Origin of the sequence: Marivivens marinus (assembly GCF_035969385.1) — a bacterium.
Taxonomy (GTDB): domain Bacteria; phylum Pseudomonadota; class Alphaproteobacteria; order Rhodobacterales; family Rhodobacteraceae; genus SELP01.
Window position 1 is genome coordinate 62201 of sequence record NZ_JAYKKJ010000004.1, and the last position, 19557, is coordinate 81757.

General features: G+C 64.9%; 18 protein-coding genes. 8 read left to right on the forward strand and 10 right to left on the reverse strand.

What is annotated here, in order from left to right; genetic code table 11:
* Nucleotides 1-22: 22 nt before the first annotated feature.
* Entirely contained in the window at nt 23-391 is a 369-nt protein-coding gene (locus U3648_RS07285) for a DUF7716 domain-containing protein (protein ID WP_420858588.1), read from the reverse strand.
* 170 nt (nt 392-561) lie between these two features.
* Nucleotides 562-1194 (reverse strand): 50S ribosomal protein L25/general stress protein Ctc, encoded by a 633-nt coding sequence (locus U3648_RS07290; RefSeq protein ID WP_420858589.1) that lies wholly within the window; start codon nt 1192-1194, stop codon nt 562-564.
* A 158-nt stretch (nt 1195-1352) separates the two neighbouring features.
* Between U3648_RS07290 and U3648_RS07295 the strand changes: the two genes are divergently transcribed.
* Nucleotides 1353-2504, forward strand: coding sequence for an MFS transporter (locus tag U3648_RS07295; protein ID WP_420858590.1), 1152 nt, complete (start codon nt 1353-1355; stop codon nt 2502-2504).
* 196 nt (nt 2505-2700) lie between these two features.
* Here the strand turns inward: U3648_RS07295 and U3648_RS07300 are convergent, their stop codons facing one another.
* A complete protein-coding gene (locus U3648_RS07300) occupies nt 2701-3867 on the reverse strand; it encodes an alpha-hydroxy acid oxidase (protein ID WP_420858591.1) in 1167 nt (388 codons plus the stop codon).
* 177 nt (nt 3868-4044) lie between these two features.
* Between U3648_RS07300 and U3648_RS07305 the strand changes: the two genes are divergently transcribed.
* The 3 genes from U3648_RS07305 (at nt 4045) to U3648_RS07315 (ending at nt 6327) form a co-directional block, all read left to right on the forward strand.
* Nucleotides 4045-4770 (forward strand): ZIP family metal transporter, encoded by a 726-nt coding sequence (locus tag U3648_RS07305; protein WP_420858903.1) that lies wholly within the window; start codon nt 4045-4047, stop codon nt 4768-4770.
* 73 nt (nt 4771-4843) lie between these two features.
* Nucleotides 4844-5623 (forward strand): extensin-like domain-containing protein, encoded by a 780-nt coding sequence (locus U3648_RS07310; protein ID WP_420858592.1) that lies wholly within the window; start codon nt 4844-4846, stop codon nt 5621-5623.
* The gene (locus U3648_RS07315; RefSeq protein ID WP_420858593.1) at nt 5620-6327 is read left to right on the forward strand and encodes a DUF4336 domain-containing protein; all 708 of its coding nucleotides are present in this window, start codon (nt 5620-5622) and stop codon (nt 6325-6327) included. Before U3648_RS07310 ends, U3648_RS07315 begins: the two co-directional genes overlap by 4 nt.
* Here U3648_RS07315 and U3648_RS07320 read toward each other — a convergent pair.
* A complete protein-coding gene (locus tag U3648_RS07320; RefSeq protein ID WP_420858594.1) occupies nt 6324-7316 on the reverse strand; it encodes a DUF2125 domain-containing protein in 993 nt (330 codons plus the stop codon). The two genes, U3648_RS07315 and U3648_RS07320, sit on opposite strands and share 4 nt — an antisense overlap.
* 68 nt (nt 7317-7384) lie before the next feature.
* Between U3648_RS07320 and U3648_RS07325 the strand changes: the two genes are divergently transcribed.
* The 3 genes from U3648_RS07325 to U3648_RS07335 all read left to right on the forward strand — a co-directional run bounded on the left by U3648_RS07325 (nt 7385) and on the right by U3648_RS07335 (nt 11371).
* Nucleotides 7385-7912, forward strand: coding sequence for a gamma-glutamylcyclotransferase (locus U3648_RS07325; RefSeq protein ID WP_420858595.1), 528 nt, complete (start codon nt 7385-7387; stop codon nt 7910-7912).
* A gap of 162 nt (nt 7913-8074) precedes the next feature.
* Nucleotides 8075-9202 carry a biopolymer transporter ExbB gene (locus U3648_RS07330; protein WP_420858904.1) on the forward strand — a complete coding sequence of 376 codons (1128 nt, stop codon included), beginning with the start codon at nt 8075-8077 and terminating at the stop codon, nt 9200-9202.
* A gap of 3 nt (nt 9203-9205) precedes the next feature.
* Nucleotides 9206-11371 (forward strand): peptidoglycan -binding protein, encoded by a 2166-nt coding sequence (locus U3648_RS07335; RefSeq protein ID WP_420858596.1) that lies wholly within the window; start codon nt 9206-9208, stop codon nt 11369-11371.
* Here U3648_RS07335 and U3648_RS07340 read toward each other — a convergent pair.
* The 3 genes from U3648_RS07340 to gloB all read right to left on the reverse strand — a co-directional run bounded on the left by U3648_RS07340 (nt 11368) and on the right by gloB (nt 15651).
* On the reverse strand, nt 11368-12327 hold the full coding sequence (locus tag U3648_RS07340; protein WP_420858597.1) for a M23 family metallopeptidase: 960 nt from the start codon (nt 12325-12327) through the stop codon (nt 11368-11370). The genes U3648_RS07335 and U3648_RS07340 overlap by 4 nt on opposite strands.
* A gap of 53 nt (nt 12328-12380) precedes the next feature.
* On the reverse strand, nt 12381-14711 hold the full coding sequence (clpA, locus tag U3648_RS07345) for an ATP-dependent Clp protease ATP-binding subunit ClpA (RefSeq protein ID WP_420858598.1): 2331 nt from the start codon (nt 14709-14711) through the stop codon (nt 12381-12383).
* A 172-nt stretch (nt 14712-14883) separates the two neighbouring features.
* Complete coding sequence (gene gloB, locus U3648_RS07350; RefSeq protein ID WP_420858599.1) at nt 14884-15651, reverse strand: hydroxyacylglutathione hydrolase; 768 nt, start codon at nt 15649-15651, stop codon at nt 14884-14886.
* A 67-nt stretch (nt 15652-15718) separates the two neighbouring features.
* On the opposite strand from gloB, the gene U3648_RS07355 reads away from it, so the two are divergent.
* Nucleotides 15719-16480, forward strand: a complete 762-nt coding sequence (locus U3648_RS07355; RefSeq protein WP_420858600.1) for a methyltransferase domain-containing protein — start codon at nt 15719-15721, stop codon at nt 16478-16480.
* A gap of 25 nt (nt 16481-16505) precedes the next feature.
* Here the strand turns inward: U3648_RS07355 and rsmA are convergent, their stop codons facing one another.
* From rsmA to U3648_RS07370, 3 genes are read right to left on the reverse strand one after another with little or no spacing between them, the layout of a single operon-like run.
* The gene (gene rsmA, locus U3648_RS07360) at nt 16506-17354 is read right to left on the reverse strand and encodes a 16S rRNA (adenine(1518)-N(6)/adenine(1519)-N(6))-dimethyltransferase RsmA (RefSeq protein ID WP_420858601.1); all 849 of its coding nucleotides are present in this window, start codon (nt 17352-17354) and stop codon (nt 16506-16508) included.
* Complete coding sequence (pdxA, locus tag U3648_RS07365; protein ID WP_420858602.1) at nt 17351-18322, reverse strand: 4-hydroxythreonine-4-phosphate dehydrogenase PdxA; 972 nt, start codon at nt 18320-18322, stop codon at nt 17351-17353. The genes rsmA and pdxA overlap by 4 nt, the downstream gene beginning before the upstream one ends.
* On the reverse strand, nt 18319-19539 hold the full coding sequence (locus tag U3648_RS07370; protein WP_420858603.1) for a peptidylprolyl isomerase: 1221 nt from the start codon (nt 19537-19539) through the stop codon (nt 18319-18321). Before U3648_RS07370 ends, pdxA begins: the two co-directional genes overlap by 4 nt.
* Nucleotides 19540-19557: the final 18 nt, after the last annotated feature.

Below are 19557 nucleotides of genomic sequence, written 5' to 3' on the forward strand. Positions count from 1 at the left end.
TAGTAACCGCCTTGTTGCAACGCTATTGGTAAGCTGCAAGCTCCCGTTCCGAGGGATACGTGTCCCATTTGAAGTAATGCATAATGGCAAATAGTTCCGCTTCAGGGGTCCCCGACACACCTACGTTCGCCAAATATTCCCGCACACCCTGAAGATCATGCACAGGCAAAAATTCCCTCAATCCATTTTGTGCAGCAATGGATGGCGTAAAGACATCATTTTCTAGTTCAGCACTATCCGTATCGATAACGAAACAGACCGTATGGATCGATGTGTCTTCTGGCTCATTGACGTAAACCGAGTGTCGCCAGTTATGCTGCTCAAGCTTCTCAAGCAGTTCTCCAATAGTGGTTTTGATATGCGACATAAAGTGGTTGCGATAGTTGCTCAAACTTCGCTTAGTATTTCTAGGTTTTCAGGCATTTTCAAGGTCCGCTTGGTCCGGCAAAGTGGAGGTTTGCCGGTTCGGGGCTTTGTCTTGGGGGGCCGCGAGAACGGCCACCTACAAAAGAAAACGGGACCCGAAGGCCCCGTTTCCAAAGATCAGAATTACCGGAGGATTTACTCTTCGGCGGCTTCCGCCTCGCCTTCAGCGTCGCCTTCTTCGTTCTCGGAAGAACGCAGGCCCGACGGGGCAGAGATGTTGGCGATCACGAAGTTCCGGTCGATGGTCGGCTTGGCGCCGCTCGGCAGGGTCACGTCGTTGATGTGGATCACGTCGCCAACCTGCAGACCGGTCAGGTCGACAGTCACCGATTCCGGAATGTCGCCGGCCAGAACGTTCAGTTCCACTTCGGGACGAACGACGGTCAGAACGCCGCCCTTCTTGATGCCCGGAGCGGCCTTTTCGTTTTCGAACTCGACATGCACGAAGATGTTCACGCGGCTGGTGCGCTTCAGGCGCATCAGGTCGACGTGGGTCGGCAGGTCTTTGACGACATCGCGCTGCACGCCGCGGCAGATGACGCGGACGTCATCGTGGCCATCAACCTTCAGGTTGAACAGGGTCGACAGGAAGCGACCGGCCTTGAGCTGCTTGAGCAGAGCGTTGAAAGGGATGTTGATCGGAAGCGGATCAGCGCCGCCACCGTAAACAATGCCTGGTACGTCGCCGTTACGGCGAGCTTGACGAGCGGCCCCCTTGCCTGTCCCCGTCCGTACCGTGGCGTTCAGATCAGGGATCTCACGAGCCATGGTTTTCTCCATTGGGTTATGGGTCGCCCTCCAAGGGTGTGCGACCCGGTAGAAGCCGCGCGTATAAGGCCGATTCCCCGGTTTGGGAAGGGCAAATGTTGCCGCGCGAAACCGAATGTGACTTGCCAAGGGGCGGTTTCCCGCCCAAGTCTCCGCTCATGTCTGTTGTGAGCGCTATCAGCCTGTCCCGCCGCCCCTCTGCCGCCTTCGCGGCGGTGGGGTTGTTCTGGGGTACATTCGCCGCCTATGTGCCGGTGATCAAGGCTCGTCTTGGGGTCGATGACGCGGTATTTGGCCTTCTTTTGCTCGGGTCCGCGGTGGGGCTGGTCACCGCCATGTGGCTGGCGCCGCGGGCCGACCGGATCTTTGGCGCGCGCGGAATGCAGGTGGCGGCGGCCCTTTTCGCGGGGGCGGTGCTGCTGCCGGGGATGGCGACGGTCGGGATGGCATTTGCCCTGGCGATGGTCGCAGTGGGCATGGCGTCGGGCCTGTTGGACGTGATCATGAATGCCCGTGTTGCCGACCTTGAAGCGCGGCATAGCCGGGCGCTGATGAACGCTAACCACGGGATGTTTTCGCTGGCCTATGGCCTGTCGGCGCTGCTATCCGGGGCCTTCCGCGAGGCGGGCTGGCCTCCCGAGCAGGCTTTTGCCGCGCTTGCAATGGGGATCGTCGCGCTGGCCTTGATCCTGCGGATGGACCGCGACACCCTGTCCGAGGAAGAGGCCAGCCATACCGGGGCTTTCCCGTTCTGGCCGGTTTTCCTCTGTGGGGCGGTGGTGTTCGTGGCCTTCACCTCGGAAGCCACGGTCGAGGCCTGGTCGGCGCTGCACGTGGAACGGACCCTTGGCGGCGGCGCGGCCGAGGGCGCGCTTGGCCCGGCCACGCTGGGGCTGACCATGGCGGTGGGGCGGTTCGGTGGGCAGGCCCTGTCGGAACGGTTCTCGGAACTGACGGTCATCGTCGTGGCCGCGCTGATGGCGGCAACCGGGGCGGTAATTGTCGCGACCGCGCCCACGCCTGTCGTGGCCTATGCGGGATTTGGCGTGCTTGGCCTTGGGGTCTCGGTGATCGGGCCGGTGGGACTGGCGCTGGCGGGCAAGGCCGTGGCGGCGCGGCATCGGACCGACGCGATTGCCCGCGCGGCGGTGATGGGGTTTTCGGGGTTTTTCGTGGCGCCGGTCCTGATGGGCACACTCAGCCAGCTGTTCGGGCTGCGGGTGGCCTTTGCCAGCGTTGCGATCCTGCTGTTGATGGCGATCCCTCTTGCGCTTGCCGTGCGGCGGCGGGGCAAGGGGGCGGTGCGTTAAAACCCACCTTACGTCAGGGGCGCTGCCCCTCTGGCCCGTTCCGGGCCATTCACCCCGGGATATTCATAGACCCAAAGAAGGGGCTGGACTGAGCGTCCAGTCTTCATTGGGTTACAAATATCCTTGGGGGGGGCCATGAATTATCTGGTGGGGGGCGAAGCGCCCCCGTGTAAGGTGAGGCTTGACCCACCCCGCCCTAGGATTGCCAGCGTCCTTCGAAATCCTCGGGCACCAGAACCACGTCGCGGTCCAGGGTCTTCACGTCCCGGCGGCCGCACAGGGCCATGGAGATATCCAGCTCCTTCTGGATCACCTCCAGCGCCTTGGTCACGCCCGCCTCGCCCATGGCGCCCAGCCCGTAGATGTAGGAACGTCCGATCATCGTGCCCTTGGCCCCCAGCGCCAGCGCCTTTAGCACGTCCTGTCCGGAGCGGATGCCACTGTCGAGCCAGACCTCGGTCTGATCCCCCACAGCCCGGACGATGGAGGGCAGCACCCGGATCGAGGACAGCGCCCCATCAAGTTGTCGACCGCCGTGGTTCGACACGATGATTGCGTCCGCCCCGATCTCGACAGCCTTGCGGGCATCTTCGACATCGAGAACGCCCTTTAGGATCACCTTGCCGCCCCATTTCTCCTTGAGCCGGGCAATCATCGACCAGTCAAGCTTGGGTTCGAACTGTTCCGCCGTCCAGACCGAGAGGGACCGCATGTCAGAGGCGCTTTTCGCGTGGCCGATGATATTGCGGAAGCTGCGCCGCTTGGTGCCCAGCATGCCCAATCCCCAGCGCCAGCGCATCGACAGATCCAGCAGGGTCGCGGGGGTCAGCTTTGGCGGCGCGGACAGGCCGTTCTTCAGGTCCTTGTGCCGCTGGCCCAGAATTTGCAGGTCCAGCGTGATGACCAGTGCCGAGACACCCGCCTTCTTGGCCCGCGCGATGATATTGTCGACGAAATCCTCGTCCTGCATGACATAAAGCTGGAACCAGAACGGCGCTTTCGTGTGTTCGCGCACGTCCTCGATCGAGCAGATCGACATAGTGGACAGGGTGTAGGGCACCCCGAACTTCTCGGCCGCGCGGGCGGCCTTTATCTCGCCATCGGCGCATTGCATCCCGAGCATCCCGACCGGGGCGAGCGAGACAGGCATCGCCACATCTTGCCCGATCATGGTCGCGGCGGTCGTCCGGTTCGACATATCGACCGCCACCCGCTGCCGCAGCCGGATCTGTTCGAAATCCGAGGTGTTTTCCCGGAAGGTTTGTTCGGTCCAGCTGCCCGATTCCGCGTAGTCGTAGAACATCTTCGGGGCCCGCCGTTTGTGCAGGCGTTTGAGGTCGTCAATACAGGTGATCACGGGCATGGACGCGTTTCCTTGAAATTGGTAAAAAGATATTACCAAAATCGACAATGTGGCTCAAGTGACATTTTGCCCTTGTCTTGCCGCGGGCGCGGGTGTGCAAAGGTCGCAACCGCAACCGGAGGGCCTGATGTGTCCATCATACTGATCGGCCTTCTGGCCAGCCTGGGTGCAGGCATGATGACGGCACTTGGGGCGCTTCCGGTTCTATTTGGCAGGGCCATGTCGCGTCGGTCGGGCGACATGCTCTTGGGTTTTGCCGCCGGGGTGATGCTGTCGGCCTCATACTTCTCTCTCATCCTGCCGGGGATCGGCGTGGCAGAGGGGCTTTATGGATCGGTCGCGGTGGCGGCCGGGATCGCGGCGGTCGGGATCGCGCTGGGGGCGGCGGCAGTTGCGGCGCTGAACCATGCGCTGCCACATGAGCATTTTCAAACCGGGCCAGAAGGGTCGGATCCGCATGGGTTGGCGCGGATCTGGCTGTTCGTGATCGCGATCACCATCCACAACTTTCCCGAAGGCATGGCCGTGGGCATCGGGTTTGGCGGCGGCGATCTGTCAAATGGCTTTTCGCTGGCCACGGGGATCGGGCTGCAGAATGCGCCCGAAGGATTGGCGGTTGCGGTGGCGCTGATGTCGCAGGGCTATGGCCGGGGTCGGGCCTTTATCATCGCCGCCCTGACCGGTCTGATCGAACCCCTGGGCGGGCTTCTGGGGGTCTGGCTGATCCATGTGTCGGTGCACATTCTGCCGATCGGGCTGACCTTCGCGGCGGGCGCGATGCTATACATCATCAGCCACGAGATCATCCCCGAAACCCACCGTAAGGGAAATCAGGAACGGGCGACCGCCGGGTTTATCGTGGGGTTGATCCTGATGATGGTACTGGACGTGACACTGGGCTGATCGCCGCCGGTGCCGGTTGCCAGTTCCGGGCCCCTCGGCGATACTGACCGACATCCCTCATCTGGCGAGTCTCATGCGGTTACCTTCGGTTCTGGTTCTTGTTGCGGCAATTGCCGTCTCTGCCGCCCCTCTTGGGGCCGATGCCCCCGGCCGGTCGTTGCGCCCGGTGGCCCGCCCGCTGACCGCCCCTGCCGATCCAACCCTGCCCGAGGCCCGCGCCGAGCGGGCGATTGTGGCGCTGTCGCCGCTTGCCGTGGCCCGGTCGTATCGTCCCGCTCGCCGCCCAACCGCGATCGAGCGCCGGGCCGAGGAGGCGCGTCTGGCCCGGTTGCGCGGACAGGTCTGCGGTGATCCTGACATTCAGGGCGAAGAGATCGGCACGGTCAGCGGCGCCGGGGCCTGCGGGGTAGAGGGCGCGGTTCGGGTCCGGTCAATCCTTGGCGTCCGGCTGAGCCAGCGCGCGGTGATGGATTGCACCACGGCGCGCGCGCTGAAAACATGGGTGGCGCGTGGCGCGATCCCGGCGGTCGGGAACGAAGGCGGCGGCATCGCGCAGTTGCAGGTCATGGGCCATTACGCCTGCCGGGGCCGGAACAATCAGCAGGGCGCGCGCCTGTCGGAACATGCCTTTGGCCGGGCGGTGGATGTGGGCGGCATGACCCTGCGGGACGGGTCGCAGATCTCGGTCCTGCGGGGATGGGGTACAGGGGATGACGGGGCGCAACTGCGGCAGATGCACCGCGCGGCCTGCGGCACCTTCGGCACCGTGCTGGGACCAGAGGCGAATGCCTATCACCGGGACCATTTCCATTTCGACACGGCCCGATATCGCAGCGGGAGTTATTGTAGATGACCGAAGACGACAGCGCCCTGAGTGAATTTGCCCCCGGCCTTTGGCTGGCGGATGGACCTGTTGTCGACGGGGCGCTGGGGTTCCGCTTTCCAACGCGGATGGCGGTCTTGGGCCTGCCTGATGGCGGGGTGCTGGTCTGGTCGCCTGTTGCCCTGACGCCGGACTTGCGGCGGTCGGTTGACGCGGTGGGACCGGTCCGGCAGGTCATCGCACCGAACGGGTTGCATCATATGTTCGTGGCGGACTGGGCGGCTGCCTATCCGCAGGCGGATGTGATCGTGGCGCCCGGCGTACAGAATCAGGTTCCGGGACTGCGGGTCACGGCGGACCTGCGTCAGGCCTACCCTGCCGGTTGGGAGGGGGTTCTTGATTGCGTCCTGATCGAGACGAAGATCATGACCGAGGCGGTCCTGTTTCACCGACACAGCGGCACGGTTCTGTTCACCGATCTGCTGCAACAGCATCCGCCGGGGTGGTTCCGGGGATGGCGGGGATTGGTTGCCCGGCTGGACGGGATGGTTGGGGTAGAGCCCGCCGTGCCCCGAAAATTTCGGGTGGCGTTGCGCGACCGGGCGGCCGCGCGGAATGCGGTGCGCCAGATCCTGAACTGGCGCACAAAGCGGGTCGTGATGGCGCATGGCGCTCCTGTCACCCATGACGCCCCCACCTTTCTGGCCCGTGCCTTCCTCTGGCTGCGCCCCTAGCGCAGGCGCGGCGCAGGGCCCAGCGGGAAGGGACCAAGGCTCATGCGGCCATTCTGGAACACCAGCGGCAGGGTCACGGTCGGCCCGCCTTGGGCCATGCTGCGGCCCATGTTGACCCATGTTGGGGCAACGCCGGGGTCGATCGCCCCTGCCGCGACGGCAAGGTCGATCATCCGCTCCCAGCCCGTCGCGCCAATCTCGATCCGCCCGTCCGGGGTGCCGTCCGGGGCGATGGTCAAGTCACCTGTCGCGGCGAGAGTCATATCGGCCCAAACGACCCGCGCGTCCCGCAGGGTGATCGCCTGAACCGCCGGTGCCGGACCAGACCCAAGGTGACGGTCAAGTGGGCGGTCAAGGGTCAGGGCGCTGTCGGCCCGGATCATGGTCACGGTGCCGGGCAGGGTGCCCTTCGGGTCGATCAGGGCCTTGACCGTCTCCGGCAGGGCGATGGCCTCCAGATCGGTGAACAGGTCATAGGTCGCGCCATCCTCCGCCGGGGTCGGGCGCAGGGCGGCAAGACCGCGCGCGGCGGCCAGTGCGGTCCCATCGGGCAGCGCCAGACGGATCGGTCCGGTTTCTGCGGTCAGCGCGGTCAGGGGCAGATCGGTTGACAGATCAACCGACCCGCTGGCCCGCAACCCGTCCGCGGTGACGGTGATCGTCTGCCCGGGGGCGAGGGTGATCACCTGTTCGGGTGCGAAGGCGGCAATGACGTGGTTGGGCCGGTACGACAGCGCCAGGACCTGCACCCAGGGCGCGGACCAGCCTGCGCCGGTGGCCGGATCGGCAATGGTGAAATCGGTCAGCGTGGTGTCGAACCGGCTTGGAAACCCACGCGTGGTCAGAGCGGCATATTGCACGGTCAGCCCGTCAGCGGTCATCCCGTCCAGCGCGGCCTGCGCGCCACCGCGGATCTGACTGGCACCAACGGCCCAATACCCGCCATAAAGCCCGGCGAGGACGAGGGCGAGAACGATCAGTTTGCGCATCGGGGCAGGGCCTTTCCCATTGGGTTCGAAACGTGTTTATAGGGGCCACAAAGCAAAGGGCCAGAGGCATGTGGGTTTTCGGATACGGATCGCTCTTGTGGAACCCCGGGTTTGACCCGGCGGCGCGGCGCCGCGCGGTTCTGGCCGACTATCACCGGTCCTTCTGCATGTTGTCGATCCATCACCGGGGCACCGTGGACCATCCGGGGCTTGTCCTTGCGCTGGATGAAAAGCCGGGCGCGACCTGCACCGGCGTCGCCTTTCAGGTGCGCCAGGATGAGGAGGACACGGTTCTCTCCTACCTTCGGGAGCGGGAGTTGATCTCCTCCGCCTATGTCGAGCGGCATGTGGGCCTGACATTGGACGACGGCGCCGAAGTCGAGGCGCTGGCCTATGTGATCGACGGCGCGCATGAGCAATATTGCCAGTTCCCGCTGGAGCAACAGGCGCAGATGATCGCCAGCGCCGTGGGCGGGCGGGGGCCGAATACCGAATACCTGTTCAACACCGCCGACCATCTTGCGGAAATGGGCATCCGTGACACGGAAATGGAATGGCTGACGACCCGTGTCCGGCGCCTTCTGGACGGCAAATAGCGGCGGACGCCCTACCCGATATTTTGGTTGGGTTTTGGGGGCATCCCCACTATGTTGGGGCCGAGCAGAAAAAGCCGAGGATAAAGTCCCGTGACGGACATCCGCGAGACCGAACCGGACACCAACGTCTATTTCACCCAGCCCGTGCGGCAGATCACGTCGATGCTGATTGCCCTCGGGCTTGTCGGCGCGGGGGCCTATGTGGCCTTTGGGGCGATTGCCGCCGTGTTTCTGTCGAACGTCTACCTGAACGGTTTGATCCTCGTGGTCTTTGTCCTTGGGGTGCTGTCCTGTTTCGCGCAGGTGGCGCAGCTGATGTATTCCGTCCGCTGGATCGAAGGGTTCGCCCGCGCGCGCGACGTCAACGCGGCCCCGTCGCTTTTGGCGCCGCTTGCCACGCTGATGCGGTCGCGGGGTGCGCGGGCGCAGATCTCGTCGACCTCCAGTCGGTCGATCCTTGATTCCGTCGCCAGCCGGATCGACGAGGACCGCGAGATTACCCGCTATCTTGGGTCGACGCTGATCTTCCTTGGCCTGCTTGGCACCTTTTACGGGCTGGCGACGACGGTTCCGGCGCTGGTCGAAACCATCCGGTCCTTGACTCCGGTCGAAGGGGAAACCGCGACAGATATCTTCGTGCGGCTTCAGGCAGGGCTGGAAAGCCAGCTTGGCGGCATGGGCACGGCTTTCTCCTCTTCGCTCCTCGGGCTGGCGGGGTCGTTGGTTGTGGGGCTTCTGGAATTGTTCGCGGGGCACGGTCAGAACCGGTTCTATCGCGAATTGGAAGAATGGCTATCGTCGATCACCCGGCTGGGCTTTGCCAGCGGGGAAGAGGGCGGCGGTGCCGATACCAGCCTGCTGGCGCAGGTCGTGGACCATATGGCCGAGCAGATGGAATCCCTGGCCCAGATGTTCACTCAATCCGACATCAGCCGTGCGGCGGTGGATGACAAGCTGGGCGAACTGGCCGGGGCCATGACGACCCTGTCGCGCAAGCTGGATCAGGATAACACCCGCGATGCGCTGGCTCGCGTGGCCGATGCGCAGGAACGTCTGGTGGACAAGCTGAAGGACAGCGGCATGGAGGGGATCGACGCCGAAAGCCGGATGCGGCTGCGGTCGATCGACGTGCAATTGCTGCGGGTTCTGGAAGAAATGACCGCCGGGCGGCAGGAAAGCCTGACCGAGTTGCGCGGCGATATTGCGGCCCTGACCAGTGCCCTGCGCGCCACGGCGGCCGCGCCGCGCCCCGGCCGTCCGCCCCGCCCGAAACCCAGCGAAGAGGGCTAGGCCATGGCCCTGAGCCGCAGAGGGGCGAACCGGTTCAGCGCCGCCATCTGGCCCGGTTTCGTCGATGCCATGACCGGCCTTCTGCTGGTGCTGACCTTCGTGCTGGCCATCTTCATGGTGCTGCAATTCGTCCTGCGGGAAACCATCACCGGGCAGGAAAGCCGCCTTACCCAACTGACCGAGGAGATCGCCTCGCTGACGCAGGCGCTGGGGCTGGAACAGGCCCGGTCCTCTGTCCTTGGCGGGCAGGTGGCGACGCTGACGACCGATCTGAACGCCTTGACCAATCAGGCTGACGCGCAGGCGGCGCTGATTGCCGCGCTGACGGCTGAGCGGGATGCGCAGGCGGTGGCGCTGGCCGAGGCGGAGAACCGGATCACCGGGTTCGAGGCGCAGGTTGCGGGCCTTCTGGCGCAGCGGTCGGATTTGCAGGCACAGGTGGCCGGGCTGGAAGGACGCGAGGCGGAACTGCTGTCGGAACAGGAGGCGCTGAACCTCGCCCTTGCCACCGCGCGGGATGAGATTGATGCGCAGGCGGAAGAGGCCCGGCTTGCCGCTGCGCGGCGCGAGGCGCTGGAGGCGCTGGTTGCCCAGCTTGAGGCAGAAGGCGAAACCGATGCCGAACAGATATCAGAGCTGGAGGCCGCCCGTCTGGCCGACGCGGCTGCCGCCGAGGCCCTGCGCGAGCGGCTGGCGAATGCGGATGCGGAACTGACCGCGATGACATTGGCGCTGGAAGAACAGCGGCGCGAGGCGGAAACCACCCTGACCCTGCTGGCCGCCGCACAGGCCGCGCGGGACGAGTTGGACCGCAACCTTGCCGCCGCCCTTTTGGCCCGCCAGCAGGCCGAGAACGAATTGACCCGCGCGCTGAACGAAGGCGACGATCTGGATGCGCGGCTGGTTGCCGCGCTGTCCCTGCAGGATCAGACAGCCGCTGAACTGGCCGAGGCGCGCGAGGCACTGGCGCTAGCCGAGAGTCAACGCGAGGATCTGGCCAACCGGCTGGCCGCTGCCCTTGCCGCACGCGACATCGCGGCGGGTGATCTTGAGGCTGCGCAGGCGGCGCTGGAAGAGGCGCTGTCCACCTCTGCACTCGAGAAATCCGAGATCGAGGCGCGCCTTGCCTCGGCGGTTCTGGCGCGTCAGGCGCTGGAGGCTGAACTGGAAGCCGCCCGGGCAGAAGGCGGCGAGGCCGAGGCCGCGCGGGCGACGTTGGAAGAACGGCTGGCCGAGGCGCTTCTGGCGCAGCAGGCGCTTGAGGCGCAGGTTGCGTCGCTGTCCGAGGCCCGCAGCGAAACCCAGCAGGATCGCGCCACGCTGGAGGCCCGTCTGGCCGAGGCGCTGGCCGCCATAGCGGCGGCAGAGGCGACCGCCGAAACCCAAATGACCGAGGCCGAGCGGCAGGCCGCGCTTTTGGCGCAGGCCAATGCGGCGCTGGCGGAAGAAGAGGCCCTGTCGGCGGAAAGTCAGCGGCAAGTGCAGGCCCTGAATGCGCAGGTGTCGGAACTGCGGTGGCAGGTGACGAACCTGCAATCGCTGCTGAACATCGCAGACGAGGCCGACCGCGAGGCGCAGGTGCAGATCGAACAACTGGGCGCGCAGTTGAACACCGCGCTGGCCCGCGCCGCCGCGGAGGAGCGCCGCCGCCGCCAGTTGGAAGAGGCAGAGCGCATCCGGCTGGAAGAGGAACGCGACCGTCTGGCCGCCGAGGCGCAGGACCTTGCCCGCTACCGGTCTGAATTCTTTGGGGAATTGCGGTCGATCCTAGAGGATCGGGACGATATCCGTGTGGTCGGCGACCGGTTCGTCTTTTCGTCCGAGGTGCTGTTCCCGCTTGGCTCTGCCACCCTATCGGAGGCCGGGCAGGCGCAATTGTCCAGCGTTGCCGGGGTGCTGCGCGATATCGCCGCCGATATCCCGGACGGGATCGACTGGGTGATCCGGGTGGACGGCCACACAGATGACACCGGCCCGGCAGAGCTGAACTGGCGGTTGAGCCAGGACCGGGCGCTTGCCGTGGTTCTGTATCTGATCGACGCCGAAGGAATCGCGCCCAACCGTCTGGCCGCAAACGGGTTCGGGGAATATCAGCCGATCAATGCCGAGGACAGCGACGACGCCCGCGCCCAGAACCGGCGGATCGAACTGAAGCTGACCGAACGTTAGGGCAGGTCGGCCTGCACAGTCATTTGACCCAGAACCTGCGCCCCCCGCAGATGGGTAACCGTGCCGATGTAACTGCCGGATGCCCAGCCGCCCGCCGGGGCGCGGCGGCCCGAGGCCCGGAACATCTGGGCTTGTGCCCGCTCCAGCGTTTCCTCATGCAGGTGAACCCGGCCGTCCGGCCCGTCGATGACGATTTGCAGAATGTCACCGGGCCGGGTGGCAAAGGCATAGCCCCACAGGACAATCGGCGCATCTGTTGTGAGGCTACGGTCGGCGGTTCCCGCCTTGACCGCGCTGTAGTCCGGAACGCCGGTCGAAAACCCGACGGAAATCAGCCCGCCGGCGGCGGGGTTTTCGGGCGTCAGCCAAAGCGTGTTCGCGGGGTCGAGCGTGCAGCTTTCCTCGCCGTCAGGATCGAAGGGATCGACCCGCGCGCCGTCGCGGCGCAGTTCAAAGTGAAGGTGCGGGAATTCGGACTGCCCCGACAGGCCGATCCGGCCCAAAGGCTGGCCCATCGCCACACGATCGCCCGGTTGGACCGTGATGCTTCCCAGCGCCATATGGCAATACTGGCTTTCCCAGCCGCCGCCGTGGCGGATCACAACGCCGTTGCCACATTCGCGCCCGGTGGTGTCCGGTGCACCGGGTTGCCCTTGCAGGATGTCTGGCATGTCATCCCGCACCGCGCGCACGGTGCCCGGCGCGGCGGCCAGAACCGACACCCCCGCCGCCTGCGCCCGCAGATCGGGCAGGGCGATATCGGTCCCCTTGTGCCCGTCATATCCCTGCGCGCCGCAGCGGAAATCGGCGGTACCCGGTCCGGGATCGTGATCGACGAGATTCTGGATATAGCAGGTCTGGTCCAGATCACAGTCGACCGGCCAGCCGAACAGGGGCGATTGCGCGGCGGCGGGCAAGGCCGTGGCCAGAAACAGGAAACAGGATAGGCGCAGCATTATTGTCCGTCACGCAGGAAAACGGCCCCGCGTGGGGGCCGTTGCCGTTTCGATCAGTCCGCGGTGAGCAGAGGTGGCTTTTTCGACTTGCCGATCTTGCCCTGTTCCGGGGCCTCGATCCGCAGGTCAAGCGCGCCATCCTTCACGCCAACCTTCACCAGGCCGCCCTTGGTCAGCTTGCCGAACAACAGCTCTTCGGCCAGGGGTTTCTTGATGTTTTCCTGGATCACGCGGGCCAGTGGCCGCGCACCCATCTTGTCATCATAGCCCTTGTCGGCCAGCCATTCGGCGGCGGGTCGGGTCAGTTCGATGTGGACGTTGCGGTCCATCAACTGCGCCTCAAGCTGGAGGACGAATTTCTCGACCACCTGCAGGATCACCTCTTTGCCCAAGGGCGCAAAGGCCACCACCGCGTCCAGACGGTTGCGGAATTCAGGGGTGAAGGTCCGTTCGATGGCGGCGGTATCCTCGCCCTCGCGCCGGTCACGGCCAAAGCCGATCGCCTCTTTCGCCTGTTCGGCGGCCCCAGCGTTAGAGGTCATGATCAGGATCACGTTGCGGAAATCGGTCGTCCGGCCGTTGTGGTCGGTCAGTTTCCCGTGGTCCATGACCTGCAGCAGGATGTTGTAGACATCCGGATGGGCCTTTTCGATCTCGTCCAGCAGAAGCACGCAATGCGGGTTCTGATCGACCCCGTCGGTCAACATGCCGCCCTGATCGAACCCGACATAGCCCGGAGGGGCGCCAATCAGTCGCGAAACCGCGTGCTTTTCCATGTATTCCGACATGTCAAAGCGCAGGAGTTCCACGCCCAGCGTATCGGCCAGCTGCTTGGCCACCTCGGTCTTGCCAACGCCGGTCGGCCCGGCAAACAGGTAGTTGCCGATGGGCTTTTCCGGTTCGCGCAGGCCCGCGCGGGCCAGCTTGATCGCGGCAGAGAGGGTTTCTATTGCGGTATCCTGCCCGAAGACCACGCGCTTGAGGCTGCGTTCGAGGTCCTTGAGCACCTCCGCATCGTCTTTCGAGACGTTCTTGGGCGGGATACGGGCAATCTTGGCCACCACGGCCTCGATCTCTTTCAACCCGATGGTCTTGCGCCGTTTGCTTTCGGCCACAAGGTGCTGCGCCGCGCCGGCCTCGTCGATCACGTCGATGGCCTTGTCGGGCAGCTTGCGGTCGTTGATGTAACGGGCGGACAGCTCCACCGCCGCCTTGATCGCGTCGGAGGTGTATTTGATGTCGTGGTGTTCCTCGAAATAGGGCTTCAGGCCCTTGAGGATTTTCACGGTATCTTCGACCGAAGGTTCATTGACGTCGATCTTCTGGAACCGGCGGGACAGGGCGCGGTCCTTTTCGAAATGCTGGCGGAATTCCTTGTAGGTTGTCGACCCCATGCAGCGCAGCTTGCCGCCCTGAAGCGCGGGCTTGAGCAGGTTGGAGGCATCCATCGCCCCGCCAGAGGTGGCCCCGGCGCCGATCACCGTATGAATCTCGTCGATAAACAGCACCGCGTCGTCGTGATCTTCAAGCTCGGTCACCACGGCCTTCAGCCGTTCTTCGAAATCGCCGCGATAGCGGGTGCCGGCCAGAAGCGCGCCCATGTCGAGCGAGTAGATCGTGGTTTCCGACAGGACATCGGGCACCGCGCCATTGACGATCTTGTAGGCCAGCCCTTCGGCGATGGCGGTCTTGCCCACACCGGGATCACCCACCAGAAGCGGGTTGTTCTTGCGACGGCGGCACAGCACCTGAATGCAGCGTTCCACTTCGTGATCGCGCCCGATGAGCGGGTCGACATCGCCCTTGCGGGACTTGGCGTTCAGGTCGACACAGTACTTGCCAAGGGCGCTTTCCTTTTCCTCGACCTCGGCGGCGGAGGCGGTGTCGGAGCCATCCGCGCCCGCCTCGGCCCCGGTGATTGGCCGCGCCTCGCCATAGGCTGGGTCCTTTGCCACGCCGTGGGCGATGAAATTCACCGCGTCATAGCGGGTCATGTCCTGTTCCTGCAGGAAATAGGCGGCGTTCGATTCCCGTTCGGCAAAGATCGCGACAAGGACGTTCGCCCCCGTCACCTCGGTCCGGCCCGAGGACTGGACGTGGATCGCGGCGCGCTGAATCACCCGCTGGAAGGCGGCGGTCGGCACGGCCTCAGATCCTTCGACGTCGGTGATCAGGGTCGACAGGTCATCCTCGATGAATTCTTCAAGGGTGCGGCGCAGGTCATTCAGATCCACGGCGCAGGCCTTCATGACGCGGGCCGCGTCGGGTTCGTCAATCAGGGCCAGAAGAAGATGTTCAAGCGTCGCCAACTCGTGCCGTCGCGCATTCGCAATGGCGAGGGCTGCGTGGATGGACTGCTCGAGCGTGGTCGAAAAAGACGGCACGTTGCGTGCTCCTTTCGTGTCGGGGTCGGGAAGGGACTGGCCCCGTCCTGACCGTGGCCTCATACCTCTTAAAGTTTGGTTTTCTGACCGAACCTTCAAGGAGTTTTTTCGAAAATCTGGTCACAAATCACGACAACGGCACCCGATATCGTGATTTGACCCCTCAAAACGCCTAGAAATTGTCCTTCCGGGTCCGAACCTCGGCAAAAACATCCGCCGGCTCGGCCCCGACCATGCCAATCGCGGCCTGAAGGTCCGGCGCATCGGCGCGAAGAAAGGGGTTTGTCGCCTTTTCTTCGCCAAGGGTGGTCAGGACGGTAGGCCGACCTTCGTCGCGGGCTTCCTCGATTGCAGCGGTGCGCAATTGCAGGGCCACGTTGTCTGGGTCGATGGTCAGGGCAAACCGGGCGTTGCCAAGGGTATATTCATGGCCGGAACAGACGGTGGTGCTGTCCGGAAGCGCCCGCAGTTTCAACAGGCTGGCCCACATCTGCGCGGCGGTGCCTTCGAACAGGCGGCCGCAGCCCAGGGCCATCAGGCTGTCGGCCGTGAACACAAGGCCGGAGGTGGGGAAATGCACGGCGATATGGCCGACGGTATGGCCGGAGACATCAAACACCTGCGCGGTCTCTCCGCAGATGGTCACGGCATCGCCGTCGCGCACGGCCAGATCAAGGGGCGGCAGGCGGTGCGCGTCCGCCGCGGCACCGATGACGCGGGGTGCAAAGGCCTCGACGATCGGGGGCAGCCCGTCGATGTGGTCCCAATGGTGATGGGTCAGGATCACATCGGTCAACTGCCAGCCACGTTCGGTAAGGGCGGCAAGGATCGGGCCGGGTTCGGGCGCGTCGATCAGGGCTGTTTCGCCGGTTTCCGCGTCGTGGATCAGGTAGGCGTAGTTGTCAGCAAGGCACGGAATGGTCACAAGGGATAGCGGCATGGCTTGTCGTTCTCCGGTCTTGAAGGCAGGGTAAGGCCAAACTTGGCGCAAAGGACCGGCAAGAGCAATGCATCTGGACGTGCTCGACCTTCGGAACTTCTACTATCGCAGCGCACTGGGGCGGGCGGCGCAGAAAGTAGTCCGCGACGAATTGCTGAAATTCTGGCCCGAGGCGCATGGGCAAACAGTGGCGGGGTTCGGGTTCGCCGTGCCACTGTTGCGGCCTTACCTTGGCGATGCCCGGCGGGTGATCGGGCTCATGCCGGGGCCGCAGGGGGTCATGCCCTGGCCCGCGGGTCTGCCGAATGTCAGCGTTCTTTGCGAAGAAACCCTTTGGCCCCTGTCCACCGGGCTGGTGGACAAGCTGGTCCTGATGCACGGGCTGGAAACCTCTGAACAGCCGACCGCCGTTCTGGAAGAATGCTGGCGGGTGCTTGGGCCGGGCGGCAAGATGATCGTCGTGGTGCCGAACCGGGCCGGGATCTGGTCCCGCTCGGACAAGACCCCCTTTGGCTATGGGCGGCCCTATTCGCTGGGACAGTTGGAAACCCAGCTGCGGCGGCATGGGTTCGTGACCGAGCGGGCGATCTCGACCCTGTATCAGCCACCGTCAACCAGCCGGTCCTGGCGCAGAATGGCCGGCGTGGTGGAAACGATGGGGCGCCACGTGCCGTTTTTCCGGGCCGGAGGCGTGCTGATGATCGAAGCCTCGAAACAGGTGCTGTCGCCCCGGCGGCCGGGTCTGCCCGAAGCGGTGAAACGACCATTGCAGGTCCTGGCACCGCCGCGCGTCGAACCGGCGCGCCGGGCCGTCGAACCGAGCAAGTGACAGGTAAGGTGGGTTTCAACCCACCCTAACCCTTGGCTGAGTCCAAAGACCGCGCCAGGGCGCAGAAGGCTTCGAGACTGACTTGCTCGGCCCGTTCCGTAGGCGGGATGCCCGCCGCGGTCAGATGCGCCTCGATATCAAGCGACACCCCCTTGAGTGAGGACCGCAGCATCTTGCGCCGCTGATTAAAGGCCGTGGCGACGACCCGTGACAGTGTTGCCGGATTGGCCGGGAACCTCGGCTCGGGCAGCGCCTTGATATGCACCACCGCCGACCAGACCTTGGGCGCGGGCGTAAATGCCTCGGGCGGAAGGTCCATGACAATGCGCGGATCGGTGCGCCATTGCGACAGGATCGCGAGGCGGCCATAGGCCTTGCTGCCCGGGTCCGCCACGATCCGCTGGGCGACCTCGCGCTGGAACATCAGGGTCAGGCTTTCCCAGACCGGGGGCCAATCCGTCGGGGTCAGCCAGCGGACAAGGAGTTCGGTGCCCACGTTGTAGGGCAGGTTGGCCGCGATCTTGATCGGAGGCGTCAGGTGGGCCAGCGGGTCCACCTCAAGCGCGTCGGCGTTGATCACCTCGAGTCGCCCCGGATAGGCCGCCTCGATTTCGGCCAGCGCCGCCATGCAGCGAGCGTCTTTTTCGATTGCCAGAACCTTGCGCGCCCCTTCGGCCAGAAGCCCGCGGGTCAGACCGCCGGGACCGGGGCCGACCTCGAGTACGTCAGCCTGCGTCAGGTCGCCTGCCATGCGCGCGATCTTGGCGGTCAGGTTCAGGTCCAGCAGAAAGTTCTGCCCCAGGGATTTCTTAGCCGAAAGCTGATGCGTGGCGATCACGTCGCGCAGGGGCGGTAGCCCGTCGATCTGGCTCATGCGCGGTCCTTTCGTGCGGCGCCCATTTTCGCGGCCATGCGGATGGCGGCGATCATCGACGATGGGTTCGCAATGCCCTTGCCTGCAATGTCAAAGGCGGTGCCATGGTCGGGCGAGGTTCGGACAAATGGCAAGCCCAGCGTCACGTTCACCCCGTCGTCGAACGCAAGCGTCTTGATCGGGATAAGCGCCTGATCATGATAGGCGCACATCGCCACGTCATAGCGGGCGCGGGCGGCGGCGTGGAACATCGTATCGGCGGGCAGGGGGCCGGCGATATCCAGCCCCTCGGCCCGCAGCGCGTCTAGCGTGGGGCCGATCAGGTCGATCTCCTCCTGCCCCATGCGCCCGCCTTCGCCCGCGTGGGGGTTCAGCCCGGCCACCGCGATCCGGGGCGCTGCAATGCCGAAGTCCCGGCGCAAAGCGGCGTGGGTGATGAGGATCGTATCGGTCAAAAGCCGGGCGGTCAGGGCCTTTGGCACCTCGGACAGGGGGATGTGAATGGTGGCGGGCACGACCCGCAGCAGGTCAGAGGCGAGCATCATCACGACCCGGTCGACCCCGCCCAGATGGGCCAGAAACTCGGTATGTCCCGGATAGGCAAAGCCAGCCCCATCGGCCAGCGCCTTCTTGTGGATCGGCGCGGTGCACAGTGCTGCGCATAGTCCGCTGCGCACCAGATCGACAGCGGTTTCGATTGCAGCCACCACCCCGGCGGCATGGGCCGGGTTTGCCGCACCAGGCGTCACATCCTGCCCGAAGTCGCGGGCAAGGACGGGCAGGGCGCGGGGGCTGATCTTTGGGGTGTCGGCTGGGGTGATGACGGGCTCCCAAGGGGTGCCTGCGGGCAAATGCGCCGGGTCACCGATCCACAGAACCGGCACCTCGTCCCGCAGCACGGCCCAGGCCTTGGCCGCGACCTCTGGCCCGATCCCGGCGGGTTCACCGCAGCTGATCGCGACGGTCATTGTGTGACGATGGTCGCCGAGGCCCTCAGGTCCGCGATCAGCGCGTCGGCCAGACCGGTCAAGCGCTGGCCGCGCAACTGGTTGCGGATCGCGCCACGGTCCACTTCGCCCTCCAGTACCGGGGTGCGGCCGCAGAGCATGAGGAAGACAAGGGTTTGGCCATCGGCGCTGGTCAGCGCGGTCGACACCTCGCCGGGGTCCAGCCGGGCCAGTTCGATCGCCACGTCCGACGGAACCTCCGACGGGGGCAGGGTGATCCGCTCCAGCGCTTCCGCCGGCATGTCCTTGGCGACACCGTAAAGGTCGTCACAGGTATCGGACGCATCGCGAATGCGGGCGGCGGCGGCCAGCCCGGCCTCGGTCCGGCCACCCGGCAGGTAAAGCGCGGCATATTCGATGGCCCCGAATTCGGGGGCGGGACCGGTGACTTCGCGGACGCCGCGCATCTGGAACAGGGCCACGCCATTGGGGATCTGCAACGGTGCAGAAACGGCGTTCTGATCCAGGGACAAAATCATTCCACGCAATTGCGGCGGGTAGTTCGTGATCGGCAGCCAGCCAAGCCGACCGCCGTTTTCGCGGGACGGCAGGGCGGAATATTCCCGGGCTGCCGCCGAGAATGCGCCGGTTGTTGTCATTTGCGAAATGGTGTTTGCCGCCTCGTTCGCGCGCTGGACCATCTCGGGCCGCTCTGGCGGGGCCGGAATGATGATCTCGGACAGAAGAACCTGAATCTGAATGCCATTACCCGCCGACTGGCCCAGGGCGCGGTCGATGTCGGCTTCGGTAATCTCGACGCGGGCGCCAAACCGCGACCGAATGTATTCTCGCCATGCTGCCCCGGTGGCGACGAAATCGCGGAAAGTTGCCTCTGCCACGCCCGCGCTTTCAAGTTGGGCCACGAATTCGTCAAGGCCCAGGTTCGCGCGCTGGGCAAAGGCGGTCATCTCGGACTCAAGCGCCTCTTCCGTCAGGCGCAAACCGGCGCGTTCCAGTTCCTGCGCCTTCAGCCGGTCGTCGATCAGCTGTTCGCGGGCCAGTTCCGTCAGGTCACCGGGGGTGCGGAACAGTTGCAGCATCAGAACGCGCTGATTGATCTCGTAATTCGTGACGACCTTGTCGTTCACGGTGACTGCCGGTGAAAACAGGCCCTGTGCCGGCGCGGACAGGGGCAGGGCCAGAAGGCCGATTGTCAGGAGGCGGGCGAACCAGTTCATATTACCCTCGTCGTCATC

Coding starts and splice junctions, on each gene's coding strand:
- pdxA (WP_420858602.1), bottom strand. CDS start 18,322: ATGACCGTCGCGATCAGCTGCGGTGAACCCGCCGGGATCGGGCCAGAG.
- U3648_RS07290 (WP_420858589.1), bottom strand. CDS start 1,194: ATGGCTCGTGAGATCCCTGATCTGAACGCCACGGTACGGACGGGGACA.
- rsmA (WP_420858601.1), bottom strand. CDS start 17,354: ATGAGCCAGATCGACGGGCTACCGCCCCTGCGCGACGTGATCGCCACG.
- U3648_RS07355 (WP_420858600.1), top strand. CDS start 15,719: ATGCATCTGGACGTGCTCGACCTTCGGAACTTCTACTATCGCAGCGCA.
- U3648_RS07325 (WP_420858595.1), top strand. CDS start 7,385: ATGTGGGTTTTCGGATACGGATCGCTCTTGTGGAACCCCGGGTTTGAC.
- U3648_RS07320 (WP_420858594.1), bottom strand. CDS start 7,316: ATGCGCAAACTGATCGTTCTCGCCCTCGTCCTCGCCGGGCTTTATGGC.
- U3648_RS07340 (WP_420858597.1), bottom strand. CDS start 12,327: ATGCTGCGCCTATCCTGTTTCCTGTTTCTGGCCACGGCCTTGCCCGCC.
- U3648_RS07310 (WP_420858592.1), top strand. CDS start 4,844: ATGCGGTTACCTTCGGTTCTGGTTCTTGTTGCGGCAATTGCCGTCTCT.
- gloB (WP_420858599.1), bottom strand. CDS start 15,651: ATGCCGCTATCCCTTGTGACCATTCCGTGCCTTGCTGACAACTACGCC.
- U3648_RS07330 (WP_420858904.1), top strand. CDS start 8,075: ATGCTGATTGCCCTCGGGCTTGTCGGCGCGGGGGCCTATGTGGCCTTT.
- U3648_RS07370 (WP_420858603.1), bottom strand. CDS start 19,539: ATGAACTGGTTCGCCCGCCTCCTGACAATCGGCCTTCTGGCCCTGCCC.
- U3648_RS07335 (WP_420858596.1), top strand. CDS start 9,206: ATGGCCCTGAGCCGCAGAGGGGCGAACCGGTTCAGCGCCGCCATCTGG.
- U3648_RS07305 (WP_420858903.1), top strand. CDS start 4,045: ATGACGGCACTTGGGGCGCTTCCGGTTCTATTTGGCAGGGCCATGTCG.
- U3648_RS07295 (WP_420858590.1), top strand. CDS start 1,353: ATGTCTGTTGTGAGCGCTATCAGCCTGTCCCGCCGCCCCTCTGCCGCC.
- U3648_RS07315 (WP_420858593.1), top strand. CDS start 5,620: ATGACCGAAGACGACAGCGCCCTGAGTGAATTTGCCCCCGGCCTTTGG.
- U3648_RS07300 (WP_420858591.1), bottom strand. CDS start 3,867: ATGCCCGTGATCACCTGTATTGACGACCTCAAACGCCTGCACAAACGG.